Annotated in this window: 19 protein-coding genes; 9 read left to right on the top strand and 10 right to left on the bottom strand. The window is 50.0% G+C overall.

Features of this window, described 5'->3' with window-relative positions; translation table 11 throughout:
- Positions 1–33 precede the first annotated feature (33 nt).
- The 8 genes from FN082_RS23055 to FN082_RS23015 all read right to left on the bottom strand — a co-directional run bounded on the left by FN082_RS23055 (position 34) and on the right by FN082_RS23015 (position 5201).
- The gene (locus tag FN082_RS23055; protein ID WP_142982437.1) at positions 34–813 is read right to left on the bottom strand and encodes an ABC-three component system protein; all 780 of its coding nucleotides are present in this window, start codon (positions 811–813) and stop codon (positions 34–36) included.
- Between the two features lie 695 nt (positions 814–1508).
- Positions 1509–1841: a type II toxin-antitoxin system PemK/MazF family toxin gene (locus FN082_RS23050; protein WP_139536423.1), complete on the bottom strand. Its 333-nt coding sequence runs from the start codon at positions 1839–1841 to the stop codon at positions 1509–1511.
- A complete protein-coding gene (locus FN082_RS23045; RefSeq protein ID WP_139536424.1) occupies positions 1842–2099 on the bottom strand; it encodes an AbrB/MazE/SpoVT family DNA-binding domain-containing protein in 258 nt (85 codons plus the stop codon). It abuts the gene before it with no gap.
- A 230-nt stretch (positions 2100–2329) separates the two neighbouring features.
- Positions 2330–2536, bottom strand: a complete 207-nt coding sequence (locus FN082_RS23035) for a hypothetical protein (RefSeq protein ID WP_139536425.1) — start codon at positions 2534–2536, stop codon at positions 2330–2332.
- 251 nt (positions 2537–2787) lie between these two features.
- Positions 2788–3090, bottom strand: a complete 303-nt coding sequence (locus FN082_RS23030; RefSeq protein WP_139536426.1) for a helix-turn-helix transcriptional regulator — start codon at positions 3088–3090, stop codon at positions 2788–2790.
- 4 nt (positions 3091–3094) lie between these two features.
- A complete protein-coding gene (locus FN082_RS23025; RefSeq protein WP_142982436.1) occupies positions 3095–3448 on the bottom strand; it encodes a type II toxin-antitoxin system RelE/ParE family toxin in 354 nt (117 codons plus the stop codon).
- Between the two features lie 462 nt (positions 3449–3910).
- The gene (locus FN082_RS23020; protein ID WP_139536428.1) at positions 3911–4396 is read right to left on the bottom strand and encodes a FidL-like protein; all 486 of its coding nucleotides are present in this window, start codon (positions 4394–4396) and stop codon (positions 3911–3913) included.
- Positions 4380–5201, bottom strand: coding sequence for a winged helix-turn-helix domain-containing protein (locus tag FN082_RS23015; protein WP_142982435.1), 822 nt, complete (start codon positions 5199–5201; stop codon positions 4380–4382). Before FN082_RS23015 ends, FN082_RS23020 begins: the two co-directional genes overlap by 17 nt.
- A gap of 809 nt (positions 5202–6010) precedes the next feature.
- Here FN082_RS23015 and FN082_RS23010 point away from each other — a divergent pair.
- From FN082_RS23010 to FN082_RS22970, 9 genes are all read left to right on the top strand, one after another.
- Positions 6011–6511, top strand: coding sequence for a helix-turn-helix transcriptional regulator (locus FN082_RS23010; protein ID WP_139536430.1), 501 nt, complete (start codon positions 6011–6013; stop codon positions 6509–6511).
- A 40-nt stretch (positions 6512–6551) separates the two neighbouring features.
- Complete coding sequence (gene fimA, locus FN082_RS23005) at positions 6552–7097, top strand: type 1 fimbrial major subunit FimA (protein WP_139536431.1); 546 nt, start codon at positions 6552–6554, stop codon at positions 7095–7097.
- Positions 7098–7168: 71 nt separating this feature from the next.
- The gene (gene fimI / locus FN082_RS23000) at positions 7169–7705 is read left to right on the top strand and encodes a type 1 fimbrial minor subunit FimI (RefSeq protein WP_139536432.1); all 537 of its coding nucleotides are present in this window, start codon (positions 7169–7171) and stop codon (positions 7703–7705) included.
- 46 nt (positions 7706–7751) lie between these two features.
- Positions 7752–8453: a fimbria/pilus periplasmic chaperone gene (locus tag FN082_RS22995; protein WP_371336007.1), complete on the top strand. Its 702-nt coding sequence runs from the start codon at positions 7752–7754 to the stop codon at positions 8451–8453.
- A 74-nt stretch (positions 8454–8527) separates the two neighbouring features.
- Complete coding sequence (locus tag FN082_RS22990) at positions 8528–11155, top strand: fimbrial biogenesis usher protein (RefSeq protein ID WP_139536434.1); 2628 nt, start codon at positions 8528–8530, stop codon at positions 11153–11155.
- A 13-nt stretch (positions 11156–11168) separates the two neighbouring features.
- Positions 11169–11696, top strand: coding sequence for a type 1 fimbrial adaptor subunit FimF (fimF, locus tag FN082_RS22985; protein WP_180349492.1), 528 nt, complete (start codon positions 11169–11171; stop codon positions 11694–11696).
- A gap of 12 nt (positions 11697–11708) precedes the next feature.
- Entirely contained in the window at positions 11709–12212 is a 504-nt protein-coding gene (gene fimG / locus FN082_RS22980) for a type 1 fimbrial minor subunit FimG (RefSeq protein WP_139536436.1), read from the top strand.
- A 17-nt stretch (positions 12213–12229) separates the two neighbouring features.
- Entirely contained in the window at positions 12230–13135 is a 906-nt protein-coding gene (locus FN082_RS22975; protein ID WP_142982434.1) for a fimbrial protein, read from the top strand.
- Complete coding sequence (locus FN082_RS22970) at positions 13122–14648, top strand: EAL domain-containing protein (RefSeq protein ID WP_180349485.1); 1527 nt, start codon at positions 13122–13124, stop codon at positions 14646–14648. The genes FN082_RS22975 and FN082_RS22970 overlap by 14 nt, the downstream gene beginning before the upstream one ends.
- On the opposite strand, the gene FN082_RS22965 is transcribed toward FN082_RS22970, so the two are convergent.
- On the bottom strand, positions 14609–14947 hold the full coding sequence (locus FN082_RS22965) for a DUF1869 domain-containing protein (RefSeq protein ID WP_142462749.1): 339 nt from the start codon (positions 14945–14947) through the stop codon (positions 14609–14611). The two genes, FN082_RS22970 and FN082_RS22965, sit on opposite strands and share 40 nt — an antisense overlap.
- Positions 14948–14955: 8 nt before the next feature.
- A complete protein-coding gene (locus FN082_RS22960) occupies positions 14956–15288 on the bottom strand; it encodes a DUF1971 domain-containing protein (protein WP_112216580.1) in 333 nt (110 codons plus the stop codon).
- Positions 15289–15466 lie beyond the last annotated feature (178 nt).

Raw genomic sequence — 15466 nt, 5'->3', positions numbered from 1 at the left:
TTAAAAATGGTCGACTCTTCAAGACTCGTGAATTTAGTTGGAACTAGCATCGAATACCTCGCAATTTTGGATAAAAAAAGATGTAAGGATCTTGGATGCAATAATGGATTTACCAGACTTCAAGCTTATCCATTGTGAAACATAGTTAAAAACTAAATCCTTATTCTTAGGGTTTTGCTTTTCCATTATCAGATAATAGGTATTTACTTGATTCTGTAGTATTCGTATGGCGGCTTGATCCAACTGTTCGAGAAGTCGGATATGATTCCTAATAGGTACAAAATAGTTGATAACATTTGAACGAATTTCTCGCTTCTGCAAAGGACTCATATCGGTCTTGAGTTTTTCATTAAGCGAACTGACATCTAGTTTAGTCTCAGAAAAATTTGCAAAATTATCATCACCAAGCACAATGAGATCTAATATTTCGCACACTTCATCTTGCAGAGCATATTGAGAAGCTGTTTGTTTTGCCTTTGTCTCACTAAGATAGCCATTTTTAATATTATAAAGCCTAAGATATTCTTCGATTTTGAAATCTTTGTCATACTTTGTATGGCAATTTGGGCATAAGAGAATTACATTTTCAAGGGAATTGATGTCATCAGGTACTGAATATTGCTCAAGAGCCTTTGCCTGCGATTTATTCGGATTTAATGGATAAATATGAGCAATCTCATATCCTATACTAGGATGTCTAGAACTTGCTTTCTTGAACATCATAGGTAATGTACAGAGCGGGCAACAGCCCCCAGTCTCCGCATATAGAATGCTGTGTTCATTAGCATGGTATTTAATCCTTATATTTGCCATATGTCTGAATCCTAATCGATTTTTTTTGCCAATGGACTCAAAAGTATGGTGAGCAGAAGGGATCCCTCAGAACTGACGGCTACGGCTGTTTACAATCCCTTAGCCTAGTGTCAGTACAACCTAAGGATAGCTCACCGAATTCATTTGAAGTCATCAAATGTTAAAACGATCTCAGATTTTGTAGTTAAGTGCAATTACCAGAATGTATGATTAAAGATGCAATCAACCATGAGAGTTGCATATGATCACTTTTAAGCATTCCATACAACTAGTTACACCCTATCTGGTGTAAACCAAGCCTATACCTTAATGGTTTACTAGCTCATTAGTTTGGTGATTATTCTGGTTGGCTTGAGCAAATAAGAATCCTCTTTTTGCTTAATTTTTCGCCAGTCACTGGCAAATGAGATCCAAGTTAGGGTGCCATGTTTTTTCATGATTACCCGCGAATCCTTAACTAATTTTTATATAAATGATTAAAGTGTAATTATCCCCCAGTGATTCTATCGGCGTATAGGGGGGAAAAATGGTGGTCATTCTGGTGGTCTTGACAACAAGTGAATTCAAGTTTAGCTTATGTATTAGCCTGTTACTGGCAAAGGCGATCCCAGTCAGAGGAGCCAGATTTAAGAAGCCTGCTTAGGAAACTAAGCAGGCTTTTTGCTTTTCTGCATCTGTCTGTCACACAGAAAGCCTCAGCACAGAATGGCCTCCAGCCTGGCCAGCACGTCATTCACGATAGCTTCAGGTATTCGTTCCAGACGCTTGCCGTTCCGGGCTTCCATATCAATGGTTCTGGGCTGGTCACAGCGAATGATGCCCGTTGTTTTCGTTCCTGCCCCATCTAGCGAAACGGCAAAACCCGCTGCACGGGCAAAGTTTCCGCCGCTGGTGACGGGAACAACTACAGGTAGCCGGGTAACTTGATTAAACGATGCCTTCGATACGATCAACACTGGACGCTTCCCGCTTTGTTCATGTCCGGCAATCGGATCCAGTGAAACAAGCCAGATTTCCCCTCTGTCCATTTACAGGATCTCCTTACCTACCGCAGGCGCATCAATCCATTCCCGATCCTCTTCGCTCATTTCAGCGTGCGGATCGCACTGTGCCAGTAGTTCTTCCAGCGAATATCGAGGCCGTTTCTGAGGTTCAATAACCAGGCGACCATTATCAATGGTCATGCCCACTTCGCTGTCCGCCGACAGCGCCAGCGTTTTCAGCACGGCGGGGGGAACCGCCAGCATGACGGATCCGCCGACCTTTTTCAGGCGAGTGATGTACATAGAACACCTCCAAATATTATATTTAAATATAACATTTGAGGCTGGTAATGCATAGTTTTTAGTCAATTCCATTGCGGGTGATTTCCTTAGCGTAACGAAGCCTGATAATAGAAAACTGTTTTTACGTTTCAAAGAATTATGACGAATCAGATAAACAAAATGCGGCGCAGCTTCCGGATGTGCGCTGCGCCGAAATATTCGCGATATCACGAGAACCAATCAGGGTCGTATCACGCTTTAATCTCGATACCATCAATAAACTTCACACCTTCAACTGTACGCAACCAGCGAGGCGCTTTCATTTGCGCAGCAAAATAGTTAATCAGGTCGTACAACAACCAACTAAGGCATTTCTCCATTTCTGAGGTGAATCCCCGCCCTGCCAGCATCTGCGTCAGGGCAATATCCGATATCACCGCATGTGTGATAGCAAGCATTTACCACCGAGAGATTAATAAAAATTGATGGTCATTCTGGCGGTCTCAGCAAAAAATGGATTCTGATATAACTTACCAATCAGCCAGTTACTGGCTAAGACGATCCCAGTTAGAGGAGCCAAATTTAAGAAGCCTGCTTAGGAAACTAAGCAGGCTTTTTGCTTTTCTGTATCTGTCTGTCACCTCAAAAACATCAGCTCAGAATGGCCTCCAGCCTGCATTCACGCTCCCCTTAAGCAAAGCACCGCTATTTACAGGGCAAAACCGTAGTGAGAACCATCGGGTAGCTCCACATCCAGACGCAGTTTACCGCCAGCAGCCTCTACGTAGCGCTTAAGCGTAGACAATTTCAGATCGCGCCCCGGCTTTTCCATGCTGGCGACGGTAGGCTGTCGGATGCCCAGAGCCTGCGCCATTTCTACCTGCGTTTTCTGTACCTTCTCACGCAGTTCGGCAAGATGGATGTTAAGCAAGATGTCCATCGCCATCGCCTGAGCGTCAGCCACTACGTCCGGTTTTTCATCCCCAAGAATCTGTTCGAGCGTTCTGCCCATTGTGTTACCCCTTATTCTCTAACGTATTCAGATAATCTGCGTATTCCTGGTCGGCAACCGGGATCATCCGATCATAAAAACGTTTTTCATTACCAACCTTGTTACCAGCGCATAGTAAAATGCCCGTTCGCTGAGGATCGAAGGCGAAAAACCCCCGTATCGGATCGCCACGACTCTGAACGTGCAGCTCTTTCATGTTCCGGTAGCAGGAACCTTTGAGCGCGTCGGCGTAAGGTCTGGGCAGTCCCGGCCCCTTTTCCCGCAGAACAAGTAGTGATGCCAGTACGCAGGCCCGCTCGGTTGCACAAAGCGCACTGAGCCAAGCATCAAAACGATCTGTCGTCTTAATTGTCCACACAGGACCTCCTCAAAATATATATTACGAGCTATATAGATGCAAATCGATAGTGCAGATAATGACGCCCTGCCGGACAAAACGCATGTCCCTTCATCGGGAAACGGAAGGCGCATTCCCGCTATTGATTGAAGAGCGTGAAAGCTTTTCATCGTTTTACGGTTCAGGCCGCATAAGCGGCGGGTGGGATGTGGGCGGGTAAAGGATGGCCTTAACCGCAATGCGATCTGGCGTTGGCAAAAGTTGGTGCGGGTGGAAGGTGGCCGTCATGGTATATCAGGCGCTTCTTTCTCGTCATCAAACGAAAGTCATCATCCGTAGACAGCATCGTGCGGCTGGCCCGGTCCGCTGATGGTAAAAGAAAAGATTTGCTCAGGCGCCATGCCTGAGGATCGGACACTCAGCCTCTGGCTGCTCTGAACGTGGAAGAACCGATGCCGGCTTTCTGACTCTCCTCAGTGAAAATCAATTAGATACGCATATAAACGACGGTGAATACAGGCTTTGGACGATCCAGGCGTTTTTCATCTTTTGAATCTTGATATAGCGCCCGGAATCCGGATCGGGACTAAAAAACACCTTTTGCATCATGCCCTCAATCATGTTGTCCGCATCCCTCTTCGAAACCGTGGTATTGGTCAGGTGGTAAATGTTGTTTTCTTTCTTTTCATAATTGAAATGGTACGATCTCTGCACGTTGTACTTCACATCACCAATCACCACCTTACCGGATACATCAAAATACCCGGAGTTGTTTCCCCGCATCAGCAAGAAAGTTTTAAAGTTTGCGTCAAAACCAGATGCGCCGGATTCAATTCTCAGATTGGCCGAGCAATCAAAATCACTTTTGTGATGGAAGAAATACATTAGCCAACCAAAAACAACAGTAATAAACAAAGCAAAAGATAATATATAAATGTTTCTTTTATTAAGTTTACTTTGTAATTTCATAATCTGGCCTATAGTAGTTCTCACATGAATAAAAATCTTTCTTCTTTGCATTCGAGTAGATGCAGTGGGCCAAAAATCCTCTTCCCTCATATCCTTTTAATACCGACTCAGAGACACTAAAGTAGAAAACGCCGTTGCCTGAGCAATGCATTCCCTGTTTTGCGATAAGCTGCTGGGCCAGATCCATCATTTTCTGCTTTTGTTCACCCGGTATAGCGCTAAAGCTTCTGACCGGGCAAGAATCAATATCCCCGAGGTAATAGACCTCGTCCTGATCTGCCGAAAAAAGTTGGCGATAAAAATCAGTTTTAACGCTTAAGAGAAGGAGAACCAAAGTACATAGCGCAAGAAACGCGTAACCGGCTTTTTTCGCCACGCCCTTAGAGGATTTAGATTTTCCCTGATCTTCGCTGCTCTTGCCGAGTAAATTGTCGTTCCTGGTACTGCTTTCGCTGCCCACTGCGAGAATCGAATTATCGACTATTTCGATAAGAATGCTTTCAGCGACCCTAAACCCAACTTTGGGTACGGTAACGATAACCTCTTCGGCACACCCCATATTCCGCAATACGGCTCTCAGGTCCGAAATATACTTGTTAAGGCTATGGCTGGAAGTGCGTAACCCATGCGCATCCCAGACTTTTTCAAGGATCTCATCCCGATAAACCACACGCTCTTTATGGTCTAACAGGAATTTAAGCAGGCGGCTTGTCGTTGCTGTTAGCATGAAGTGAGAGTCGTCATCAAGCCATACCAGCCCATCATCGCTCCTGAAATGTATCGAACCTTGAATTTTGTAGATCATATACTAGCCTTACAAATAATCCTCAGACGCACACAATCCGCATTGAACCGGCATAAGCAGAGTTTTATGCTGAATCCACTTGTATTTTTCTTGTAAATTGAATTATAACATCTAAAAATCGAAAAAACAGAATACATATAACTAAAAAAAAATACAATGGTATTATTGTCCTCATCGAAACAAGGGGCGCCGCCTGACTCATCGGAGCTCACCATATACAGAAAACAATATGGTCAAACCACCGGAGCTTTCAGGAAGGCTGAACAAGAAATCCTCTGGCAACGATGAAAAGTGAGAGCAAATAGATGATGGGATAATAATAACATTACGTAATTAACTGCATAATAAAAGATAATATTCTCAATTATACTTTTCATCTTCAGAATTAGATTTCTAAAGATATCGAAAAATGTATTTCACAAGCATCTTTGCATGGATATTTAGAAGCAGTTAAAAGCAACACAGACGGCTGAAGATAAAAAACATATGTCTGCAACAAGGAATTTTCCCTAAGAAAATTCCAATACAAAGAGTGTGCCTATTGTTTGCAGCAAGAATGATAAACAAACCCTATCATTCTATTTTTATAAACATCTGCAAAAAAATTAATTGACGACATTTAACACCAATGAAACACTAAAAAATACAAACAAAGCTCCATTCACTACGTGCTTAGCGGGTGTTAAATCTTTTAGGCCATTCGCCATATGCCTCATTGAGGTGGGCAATGATAGATTACTCTCAATTCGCTGAATGGTTTTATTAACGATCAATAAAAGGTCAAGCCAAGGATGAGATTGTGTTCAGATATGAATCTATCAACTAATATTTTATCTAAGGATAAATATTTTACTCTGGGCCTGATTGAATTGCTTGGGGTAGAGTTTATTGAAAATTTCTTTTTGATTATAGATCTGGACTCCAACGATCTTTCAGGTTCGGAGTGGATTTATTTTTCGAATAAGAACATTGTTGCGTTTGCATCCAGCGACTTAGCTTTTTATAAGTCAGAGTTATTTGAAAAAATAACGGTATTAGACAAAAAGAGTAATACAAAGAGCATCCTGAATTTCTTCTTAAAGAAAGAGATGTCAGGAAACTATCATACAAAATTCCATCTGAGTCTGCGAGAAAAGCAGATGTTAAGTATGTTGAGCAGAGGGGAAAGTAACCAGGAGATCGCAGAAGAGTTTGGCGTGAAGCTTAAGACTATTTATACGCACCGCCGCAACCTGATGAATAAATTAGGTTGTAGAAATAGGATTACGTTTCAAAAGTTATTTTTTAACAACAAATGTTTTTTTAAGTGAAGCTCAGCTTCAGGATTATTTAATAAACAGGAGATTTACCATGAACAAATTAGCACTTATCGTTTTTTCAGCACTGTCCCTGAGCTCTGCTGCAGCCCTGGCGGCCGATCCCGTTACGGTAAACGGCGGCACGGTACATTTTAAGGGTGAAGTCGTTAACGCAGCCTGCGCAGTTGATGCTGGTTCTCTCGACCAGACCGTTCAGTTAGGCCAGGTTCGTTCTGCGAAACTCGCTACAGCGGGCAGCACCAGCTCTCCTGTTGGCTTCAACATTCAGCTGAATGATTGTGATATCACCGTTTCCGAGAAAGCAGCCATTGCTTTTGCCGGCACGGCGATCAATAGCACCAACCCAACCGTACTGGCGCTGCAAGGTTCCGCAGCGGGCGGCGCAACTAACGTCGGCGTACAGATCCTTGACCGTACCGGTACCCCGCTGGCACTGGATGGCGCAAGCTTCGGCGCACAAACCACGCTGAGCAATGGCACCAACGTCATCCCATTCCAGGCTCGCTACTTCGCCACTGGCGCGGCAACTGCCGGTACCGCTAACGCTGACGCAACCTTTAAAGTTCAGTACGAATAATATCTTCATCAGGCAAGGAAGCATGTCGGGCCAGGATGGCCCGTTATCCGAATAAGACTGGGGTGATAACGATGCAAAAGATGAAGTCGGGTCTGTTGATATTTTTGCTACCACCGCTGGCGCTAGCCGGTCAGTGGGACGTGATGTTGCCAGGAGGGAGCATGCGTTTCCAGGGGATAGTCATTGCCGAGTCCTGCCGCGTTGAAGCGGGTGACCGACAGATGACGGTCAATATGGGGCAAATCAGCAGTAATCGGTTTCATTCTGCGGGAGAGGATACCAATCCTGTCCCTTTCGATATTCACCTACAGGAGTGCAGTACCGCCGTGAGCCAGCGCGTTGGCGTGGCATTTCACGGCGTCGCCGATGGTAAAAACCCGGACGTGCTCTCGGTGGGCGAGGGGCCAGGGATCGCTACCGGCATTGGCGTTGCCCTGTTTGATAAAGCAGGCAGTCTGATCCCACTCAATGCGCCACCAGTTTCATGGACACAGCTGCATACGGGCCCGACCACGCTGCATTTTGTCGCTAAATACCGTTCCACCGGGAATCAGGTCACCGGAGGAGCTGCAAATGCTCAGGCCTGGTTCTCCCTGACCTACCAGTAATCAGTGCCGGTAACAGGAAATAACAGTGAGTAATAAAGAGGTAAGCATGAAAAATACACTGGGTACCGTGCGCGGTTTACTGGCAGGACTTTTACTGATCGCAACCACCGGTTTTACCGCACAGGCCCAAGCAGGCGTAGCGCTGGGCGCAACCAGGGTCATCTACCCGGCCGGACAGAAACAAGCTCAGTTGGCGGTCACCAATAACGACGACAACACCTATCTGATTCAGTCATGGGTCGAGAATGCCGATGGCGCAAAAGACGGGCGTTTTGTCATCACCCCACCGCTGTTTGCCATGCAGGGGAAAAAAGAGAATACCTTGCGTATCCTCGATGCGACGAATAACCAGCTACCGCAAGATCGGGAAACACTGTTCTGGATGAACGTCAAAGCGATTCCGTCCATGGACAAATCGAAGCTCAGCGATAACACCCTGCAGCTGGCGATTATTAGCCGTATCAAGCTCTATTACCGCCCGGCAAAACTGGCTCTGCCGCCCGATCAGGCCGCTGAAAAGCTAAAATTTCGCCGTAGCGCAGGCTCGCTCACGCTGATCAACCCTACCCCTTACTACCTGACGGTTACTGAACTCAATGCCGGTACCCGAGTGCTTAAAAATGCGCTAGTCCCACCGATGGGTGAAGCCAGCGTCAGTTTGCCGTCCGATGCAGGTAGCGAGATTACCTACCGGACCATTAACGACTACGGCGCGCTGACCCCGCGAATGAAAGGCGTAATGCAGTAATTAACTGGGGAGCAGCGCTCTCCCCTTGAACGATAAAAATACCGATTGCCGGGCGACTTTGGACCGGAGGGACTATGTCACATCTTAAATATGGACTTGACCGTTTGGATACCCGGCGTATGACTCCAGGATCTGCGCGCATATTCGCGCAGATCCCCATTGCCTTTTTACTTGCCTCACCCGTATTTTCCGCGCAGGCAGAACTCTATTTCAACCCACGTTTCCTGGCGGACGATCCCGCTGCCGTGGCGGATCTGTCCGGTTTTGAAAAAGGCCAGGAACTGCCGCCGGGAACCTATCGCGCGGATATTTACCTGAATGACGGGTATATGACCACCCGCGATATCACCTTTAATGCTGGTGAAAACGGCCATGGATTGACGCCCTGCCTCACCCGCGGGCAGCTTAACAGCATGGGAGTGAATACACCTGCCATCCCAGGTATGGGCGCACTGGCGTCTGATACCTGCGTACCATTAACTGAATTGATCAAAGATGCCACTACCCGCTTTGACGTCGGTCAGCAGCGGCTTTATCTGACCATTCCTCAGGTGTTTATGGGGAATCAAGCGCGTGGCTATATTCCGCCTGAACTCTGGGACCACGGAATTAACGCCGGGCTGCTGAACTACAACTTCACCGGCAACAACGTCCACAATGGTGTAAGCGGCAGCAGCAACTACGCTTACCTGAACCTGCAAAGCGGGCTGAACCTCGGTGCGTGGCGTCTACGTGACAATACTACCTGGAGCTACAGCAGCAGCGGCAGCTCGTCGACCAATGAAAACAAGTGGCAACACATCAACACCTGGCTTGAGCGCGATATCACCGCGCTCCGTTCGCGCCTGACCATGGGCGACAGCTATACCAACGGCGATGTTTTTGATGGCATCAACTTCCGCGGCGCGCAGCTCGCCTCCGATGACAATATGCTGCCGGACAGCCAGAAGGGATTTGCTCCGGCGATCCATGGGATCGCCCGCGGCACGGCCCAGGTCTCCGTGAAACAGAACGGCTATGAGATCTACCAGAGTACGGTACCGCCAGGCCCGTTCACCATCAACGATCTTTATGCTGCAGGCAACGGCGGCGACCTGCAGGTGACCATCAAAGAGGCCGACGGCAGCAGCCAGGTTTTCACCGTCCCCTACTCTTCCGTTCCGGTCCTCCAGCGTGAAGGTCATACCCGCTACGCCGTCACCGCCGGGGAGTACCGCAGCGGTAGCAATCAGCAGGAAAAACCAAAGTTCTTCCAGGGTACGCTGCTGCACGGGCTTCCAGCAGGCTGGACGCTATACGGCGGTACCCAACTGGCGGACCGCTATCGCGCCTTTAATCTCGGCGTGGGTAAAAACATGGGCGAACTGGGTGCCCTGTCTGTGGACATCACTCAGGCCAACGCCACCCTGCCCGATGACAGCGATCATCAGGGGCAATCGGTACGTTTTCTCTATAACAAATCGCTGGCAGATACCGGAACCAATATTCAACTGGTGGGCTACCGCTACTCCACGCGCGGCTATTTCAGCTTAGCTGACACCACTTACAGTCGGATGAGCGGCTACAACGTCGAGACCCAGGACGGCGTGATTGAAGTGAAGCCTAAGTTCACCGACTACTACAACCTCGCTTACAACAAGCGCGGAAAAATACAGGCCAGTATCACCCAGCAGTTGGGGCGTACGGCCACCTTCTACCTGAGCGGTAGCCACCAGACCTACTGGGGCACCGATAAGGCCGATCAGCAGCTACAGGCCGGACTGAACGCCGCCATCGATGATATCAACTGGACATTGAGCTACAGCCTGACCAAAAACGCCTGGCAGCAGGGACGTGACCAGATGCTGGCGGTCAACGTCAATATTCCGTTCAGCCACTGGATGCGCTCGGACAGTAAATCCGTCTGGCGGCATGCCAGCGCCAGCTACAGTATGTCGAACGATCTCAACGGCAGAACAACCAGCCTCGCAGGCCTGTACGGCACGCTACTGGAGGACAATAACCTGAGCTACAGCGTGCAGACCGGCTACGCGGGCGGCGGCGAAGGCAACAGCGGCGGTACCGGCTATGCGGCACTGAACTATCGCGGCGGCTACGGCAACGCCAACGTGGGTTACAGCCACAGCGATAACATTAAGCAGTTTTATTACGGCCTGAGCGGCGGCGTGCTGGCCCACGCCGACGGTATCACCCTGAGTCAGCCAATGAATGACACCGTCGTGCTGATCAAAGCCCCTGGTGCAGATGGGGTAAAAGTAGAAAACCAGACCGGTGTTCAGACCGACTGGCGCGGTTACGCCGTGCTGCCCTATGCCACCGAATACAGGGAAAACCGGGTGGCGCTGAACACCAACAGCCTTGCCGATAACGTCGATCTGGACGATGCGGTGGCCAGCGTGGTCCCGACCCACGGCGCGATTGTCCGCGCTGAATTTAAGGCCCACGTCGGACTCAAGCTGCTGATGTCGCTTATCTATAACGGTAAGCCGGTTCCCTTTGGCGCACTGGTCACAGCGGATGGCAGCCAGGGCAGCAGCATCGTCGCCGATAACGGCCAGGTCTATCTGAGCGGAATGCCGCTGATCGGCAAAGTACGGGCGAAGTGGGGCGAGGGTCCGAACGCCAGCTGCGAGGCCGACTATAGTCTGCCGCCAGAAAGCCAGAACCAGACGCTAAGCCAGCTGTCAGCCGAGTGCCGCTAAGGAAATCATGATGATGAGAAAAACACTTTACCTGCTGAGCGCCGTTATATCGCTGGCGGTTGCCAACGCCAGAGCGGCGGACAGCACCATCACCATCAGCGGCTACGTTCGCGATAACGCCTGCGCCGTCGCCGCTGAATCAAAGGATTTTACCGTTGACCTGATGGATAACGCCGCAAAGCAGTTCCATACGCCTGGAGCCACCACGCCCCTCGTGCCCTTTCGCATTGTTCTCTCGCCCTGCGGCAGCTCGGTCACGGCGGTGAAGGTAGGCTTTGTTGGTATTGCCGATAGCATCAATACCGAGCTGCTAAAACTCGACGGCGGAGCGACAGCCGCAGCGGGCATGGGCGTGCAAATCCTTGACGCACAGCAGGCAGTGCTGCCGCTCAACGCAACATCATCCACCATCCAGTGGACCACGCTGACCCCCGGTCAGACCAACACGTTGAACTTTTATGCCCGACTGATGGCCACTCAGGTACCGGTGACCGCCGGACACGTAAATGCAACCGCAACATTCACTCTCGAATTTCAGTAAGCGGAGGCTCTGATGAAATTTACCCACGCTGGGTGGCTTCTGGCCACGGTGCTGGCAGCGTCTACCCCAACGCTACAGGCCGCCGACGTCACCATTACCGTTAACGGCAAAGTGGTGGCCAAACCGTGTACCGTTTCCACCCTTAACGCCACCGTTGATCTCGGCGACCTCTACACCTTTAGTCTGGTGTCTGCCGGCTCCTCTTCGCCGTGGCACAGCGTAGCGCTCAACCTGAGCAACTGCCCGGTCGGCACGTCCCGGGTTACCGCCAGCTTCAGCGGCACGGCAGATGCCACTGGCTACTACAAAAATCAGGGTACCGCAGGAAATATCCAGCTTGAACTGCAGGATGACGGCGGTACCACGTTGAATACCGGCGCGAAAAAAGAGGTCCAGGTGGATGATGCAACCCAGTCCGCCAGCTTCCCGCTGCAGGTCAGAGCGCTGACGGTCAACGGCGGGGCCACCCAGGGAACTATTCAGGCAGTGATTAACGTCACCTACACCTACGCCTGAGCCAGGAGAACAGAGTAATGAGAAAAATATTAACCCTGCTGATGACGCTGCTGCTGGCGGGCTGGTCGCTCAGCGCCTGGTCATTCGCCTGCAAAACCGCAGCCGGTGTCACTATCCCCATCGGCGGCGGTACCGCGAACGTTTACGTGAATCTCGCCCCGGCGGTCAGCGTCGGACAGAACCTGGTCGTTGACCTGTCAACACAGATTTTTTGTCATAACGACTTTCCGGATACGATTACCGATTACGTTACCTTACAGCGCGGATCGGCCTACGGCGGCGTGCTGTCGAGTTTTTCCGGTACCGTCAAGTATAACGGTACCAGCTATCCGTTTCCGACAACCAGCGAAACGGCGCGGATGACTTATGATTCCATCATGGATAAACCCTGGCCTACCGTCCTTTACCTGACACCTATCAGCACCGCAGGCGGGGTGGCAATTTCCGCCGGATCGTTAATTGCTGTGCTCATCCTGCGTCAGACCAACAACAAGGATAACGACGACTTCCAGTTCGTGTGGAACATTTACGCCAACAACGACGTGGTGGTTCCGACGGGCGGCTGCGACGTTTCTGCCCGCGATGTGACGGTGACGTTGCCGGAATATCCCGCTTCGGCCGCAATTCCGCTGACGGTTTATTGCGCGCAAAGTCAGAAACTAGGCTATTACCTCTCCGGCACTACGGAAGGCGCTGGCAATTCTATATTTACCAATACCGCGTCGGCCTCCCCGGCCCAGGGAATTGGCGTTCAGCTGACGCGCAATGGCAGCGTCGTTCCCGCTAACAGCATTGTGTCGTTAGGATCCGTGAGCACCTCAGCGGTCAGCCTGGGATTAACCGCCAACTATGCACGTACCAGCGGACAGGTGACAGCGGGTAACGTGCAGTCAATTATCGGGGTGACTTTTGTTTACGAGTAACGCCTCTGACCCAGGCAGCGGGCCGCAGCTCAACTACATACTGTCACCCTGCTCGCTGGTCGCCGAAGGACTGGTACGAATAATAGAGGAAGGTGGCACACGTCCCGTCGTGCTGCAGTCAGAGTTGCCGGCAATACCCGCCAGCCCTCGCCGAGTTATCGTATTTTTGCCAGAAGCCCCCGGCAGGCTGCTTATGACCCTACAGCAGGCTGCCTCGCTGCTGGAGCTGTCTGCGATACCGCTGCCGATGCTGATCCTCAGCCGCAGCCCGGCCAGCTGGCTGTGGCATACCCTGCTGCACCAGGTTAACGATCGCGGTCGGCTTTCTAAAGTGCAGGCCGCCGCTTCCGACCTACCGGTTCCCTGCCTGGCCACGCTGCTGCGGGACTCCATCCTTGAAAAATATCCATCACTTGAGCAACTGGCTGAGGAAGAAACGCGGGTTGCCGGAAAACGTCCAGGCGGACTCACCCGACCGGAACTCAACGCCATCCTCGGGTTGCTCTGCGGATACAGCGCCAGCACGCAGGCAAAACGCCGCGGCATCAGCCACAAAACCCTCTACAACCAAAGAACTGCAGGACTGAAAAAAATGGTGGAACACCACCCTCAAATGGCTACCCGTTTTCCCGGCAACCAGATAAGAGAACAGAAAAGCGAACCCACCGCCCTCTCCGCTTTTGAGCGCGAGTTTGTTCATGCCATCCATAGCCGACAAATTTTCCCGGTCTTCCAGCCCATTACCGATGAACATCTACAGGTACGGGGAATAGAGATCCTCTCACGCTGGAACCGAAACGGAAACGTTCTGCCTGCTGGTGATTTTCTTCCGCAGGTACATTCTGAGTACGCGTGGCTGGTACTAACCGCTTTTGTGCTTCAGGAAGCCGTGCAAAATATTAATCAGCACCATGGTGAGTTTTATTTCTCGGTGAATATTCCCGCCGCTATCGCCAGCAATGAAAACCTGATCCGCATGATGGAAACAGCCCGCCAGCAGCTGCACCAGCGGCAAATGGCAGAAAGACTGGTGCTGGAGTTAGCCGAAAACACCGACCTCAACCGCCATGATAAAATAGCCGAGAATATAACCCAGCTACAGAAGCGCGGCTTTCGTATCATGCTTGATGACTGTTATTCACAAAGCAGCGTGATGTTTCCGGTACGCACGTGCAGGTTCAACGCCTACAAGCTGGATATGGGCATTGTCAACGATATGCAACGCGATCCGCACGCGCTGGTCCTGATAAAGAGCCTGCTCTACTATTGCCAGCTAACCGGTAGCCAATGTATCGCCGAAGGCGTAGACAGCCGGGAAAAATTCGACCGATTGCAAGCGCTGGGAGTCGACCGCTTCCAGGGATATTACATCTCTGTGCCGGTAGAAAAAGAGAGCGTGGCTGATCTGATTTTCCAGCTTTCGCAGGGGATGGAAGGTCGGTTCGACGATGCGCAAAATGCTCAGCTCTCCCCCTACCAGCCGCAGACGTTGGTCTCTTCATCAGACTCGTAGCCGCGCACGATATTGATCAGGTCTTTAACCGCATCAGCGGCGATGGTTGGATCCTGCAGCTCAGCCAGAGTAGCAAACTCGTTATCGACCGATACGCCGTTATTATTGTTGGTGACCGTCAATATAAATCCTTTTCCCCCAACGTTATCCGCTGACAGTGTAGAAATAAGCTCCGACACGGCCTGCACGGCGATATCAGGAACATAAAGCGCCATCGGCTTAAGATACACTTTTTCTTTTTTATCTTTGTTATTACCGTTAATAACCGCTAACGCATAACCTTTATTTTCACTGTTCATAATATTGCTTATCCCTCGATCAGAATTTTAGGGTCAACGTAAAAATCGACATTAAAAACGGTATCCTCCGTTAACGCCTCAATGCAGTGCCATTTTTCGGGTGGAAAAACGCCAAACTCACCTTCGGCAATCGTCAGCGTTTCCACCGGATCGGCGCTGGTCTCATCAGCAAAGCCCAGATAGCGTATCGCCCCTTTCATTACCGACAGTCGCGGATAGACTCCCTGGCGGGTGCCCGCATCGAGATGGCGTTTCCAGATCGACGCTGGGGCCGTTTCTTTCGTCCACAGCGGCGTGCTACGGGTATGCACATAGTGGGTCGGAATAATGATTCGCTGCATGATTCTGCCTCTCTTTACGCATCATAAATACGGTCGGAAATGGGAAAATATGTTGCATATCATATACCCCTTTTAATCACTGAGGGTATTATTTTTTGCCGATATTTTTCCCTACCTCTATTTATACCCATTAGGGATTACGTAAAACCAAATATAAATACGGAAGATTTCAGATAGA

It is taken from the genome of Klebsiella spallanzanii (assembly GCF_902158555.1).
Lineage (GTDB): Bacteria > Pseudomonadota > Gammaproteobacteria > Enterobacterales > Enterobacteriaceae > Klebsiella > Klebsiella spallanzanii.
This window is presented reverse-complemented; position numbering and strand designations above follow the sequence as displayed.

Coding starts and splice junctions, on each gene's coding strand:
- FN082_RS23015 (WP_142982435.1), bottom strand. CDS start 5,201: ATGATCTACAAAATTCAAGGTTCGATACATTTCAGGAGCGATGATGGG.
- FN082_RS22965 (WP_142462749.1), bottom strand. CDS start 14,947: ATGAACAGTGAAAATAAAGGTTATGCGTTAGCGGTTATTAACGGTAAT.
- FN082_RS23055 (WP_142982437.1), bottom strand. CDS start 813: ATGGCAAATATAAGGATTAAATACCATGCTAATGAACACAGCATTCTA.
- fimF (WP_180349492.1), top strand. CDS start 11,169: ATGAGAAAAACACTTTACCTGCTGAGCGCCGTTATATCGCTGGCGGTT.
- FN082_RS23020 (WP_139536428.1), bottom strand. CDS start 4,396: ATGAAATTACAAAGTAAACTTAATAAAAGAAACATTTATATATTATCT.
- FN082_RS23045 (WP_139536424.1), bottom strand. CDS start 2,099: ATGTACATCACTCGCCTGAAAAAGGTCGGCGGATCCGTCATGCTGGCG.
- FN082_RS23050 (WP_139536423.1), bottom strand. CDS start 1,841: ATGGACAGAGGGGAAATCTGGCTTGTTTCACTGGATCCGATTGCCGGA.
- FN082_RS22975 (WP_142982434.1), top strand. CDS start 12,230: ATGAGAAAAATATTAACCCTGCTGATGACGCTGCTGCTGGCGGGCTGG.
- FN082_RS22960 (WP_112216580.1), bottom strand. CDS start 15,288: ATGCAGCGAATCATTATTCCGACCCACTATGTGCATACCCGTAGCACG.
- FN082_RS23030 (WP_139536426.1), bottom strand. CDS start 3,090: ATGGGCAGAACGCTCGAACAGATTCTTGGGGATGAAAAACCGGACGTA.
- FN082_RS22995 (WP_371336007.1), top strand. CDS start 7,752: ATGAAAAATACACTGGGTACCGTGCGCGGTTTACTGGCAGGACTTTTA.
- fimG (WP_139536436.1), top strand. CDS start 11,709: ATGAAATTTACCCACGCTGGGTGGCTTCTGGCCACGGTGCTGGCAGCG.
- FN082_RS23010 (WP_139536430.1), top strand. CDS start 6,011: ATGAATCTATCAACTAATATTTTATCTAAGGATAAATATTTTACTCTG.
- fimA (WP_139536431.1), top strand. CDS start 6,552: ATGAACAAATTAGCACTTATCGTTTTTTCAGCACTGTCCCTGAGCTCT.
- FN082_RS23035 (WP_139536425.1), bottom strand. CDS start 2,536: ATGCTTGCTATCACACATGCGGTGATATCGGATATTGCCCTGACGCAG.
- FN082_RS22990 (WP_139536434.1), top strand. CDS start 8,528: ATGTCACATCTTAAATATGGACTTGACCGTTTGGATACCCGGCGTATG.
- fimI (WP_139536432.1), top strand. CDS start 7,169: ATGCAAAAGATGAAGTCGGGTCTGTTGATATTTTTGCTACCACCGCTG.